The 258-nt window shown below is 47.7% G+C and carries 1 protein-coding gene; it reads left to right on the top strand.

Features of this window, described 5'->3' with window-relative positions:
• Nucleotides 1-258: hypothetical protein (locus ACSNOG_RS33570; protein WP_436756447.1), on the top strand; the 258-nt coding region annotated here is incomplete at both ends.

Raw genomic sequence — 258 nt, 5'->3', positions numbered from 1 at the left:
GGAATATCCAGGTGTTGGTGCAACAGCGGTTGACAAATTCCATGGCCAGCTAGTTAAAATGTTATCTCAGCATAGGTTGCGGGAGAAGGAGAATCTTGAATGGAACTCAAAGAGTCCTGAAGCAAGGATCGCAGATGCAATTGAGCAAATCGGTCTAACATGGCAGGGGTGGCTTCAGGGGAAGGATAAGACCAGGGGAAGTGAGAGAGATCTGGAACTCATGCGGTATCGATGGAACGCTATTAGAAGGGGTAAGAA

This window comes from Streptomyces sp. URMC 124 (assembly GCF_051386455.1).
GTDB lineage: Bacteria > Actinomycetota > Actinomycetes > Streptomycetales > Streptomycetaceae > Streptomyces.
Note: the sequence above shows the minus strand (reverse complement) of the source record. Positions and strands in the feature narration are given on the sequence as shown.